Genomic DNA, 991 nt, shown 5'->3' with positions numbered 1-991 from the left:
ACGGCAAAGTGTTTAGGGTGGNCCNGCGGTGGGGGNGCCCGCGGCCGAGCNNGNCNCGGCGGAGCCGGGGCAGCNNCNCNGCNCCTCCCGGCCCCCCTTGCAGGCCGTGGGAGGAGCCGGGACGCGCACGGTCGACCTCACGGCGGAGGACGACACCCGGGCGCTCCCCCGCCTGGACTCCCTGGAGCAGAAGCTCAAGAGCCTTGAGCAGCAGTTCGGTTGAGGCGACGACCGTCGCCCGCGGGCCCGTCCGCTCCTCGCGGCGGGCCCGCGGGCGTCTCAGGCGGCCGGTTTCACCCCGAGGAGTTCGAACCACACGGTCTTGCCGACGCCCTGCGCCCGCACCCCCCACTCGTCGGCCAGCGCCTGCACGAGGAGCAGCCCCCTGCCGTGCGTGCCGCCGTCCGGCGCGGGCACGCGGGGGGCGGGCGGCTCGGGGGCGAAGTCCCGGACCTCCACCCGCAGCACGCCGCCGTCGAGCGTCGCGGTGACGACCGCGCCGTACGCCGTGTGGACCAGCGCGTTGGTCACGAGTTCGCTGGTGAGCAGTTCCGCCGTGCACACCGGCTCCTCGGCGATCCGGTGGCCCCACAGCCTCCGCAGCGCGCACCTGACCCCGGCCACCGCGGACAGGTCGCCCGCCTCGATCCGCCGACGCAGCCGCACCGCGTCGGGTGTCCCCCGCTCGCGTCCGGCCACCATGGGTCCGACTCCTGCCTGACGCCCACTCATAGCCCCCACCCACGTCGTCGGCCCTTGCTTCGAACAGGCTCACGGGGATCCATGCCCCCGCGCCTCCGGCGCCACGCGCGGGGAACCCCCACGGCGGGCGCACGGAGGGGAGCAGTGGGGCACGGCGGGGTGTCAAGGGGGCGGAGCGCCTCGCACGCGGGCACGGGGTCCGGAGGGTCCGGCGGAAACCCGTCACCGGTGGGCCGGAACCGGCCGCCGCCCGGCCCCGCCCGGGACCCGTGCCCGGGCGNCCCGGGCA

The 991-nt window shown here is 77.2% G+C and carries 1 protein-coding gene and 1 pseudogene; one reads left to right on the top strand and one right to left on the bottom strand.

Annotated elements, in window-relative coordinates; all coding sequences use genetic code 11:
- Positions 1 to 83 precede the first annotated feature (83 nt).
- Positions 84 to 223: pseudogene (locus tag MW084_RS24750) on the top strand (DUF2637 domain-containing protein); the annotation flags it as partial.
- A 56-nt stretch (positions 224 to 279) separates the two neighbouring features.
- On the opposite strand, the gene MW084_RS17590 reads toward MW084_RS24750, so the two are convergent.
- Positions 280 to 702, bottom strand: coding sequence for an ATP-binding protein (locus tag MW084_RS17590; RefSeq protein ID WP_010474365.1), 423 nt, complete (start codon positions 700 to 702; stop codon positions 280 to 282).
- Positions 703 to 991: the final 289 nt, after the last annotated feature.

This window comes from Streptomyces sudanensis (assembly GCF_023614315.1).
Classification (GTDB): domain Bacteria; phylum Actinomycetota; class Actinomycetes; order Streptomycetales; family Streptomycetaceae; genus Streptomyces; species Streptomyces sudanensis.
Note: the sequence above shows the minus strand (reverse complement) of the source record. Positions and strands in the feature narration are given on the sequence as shown.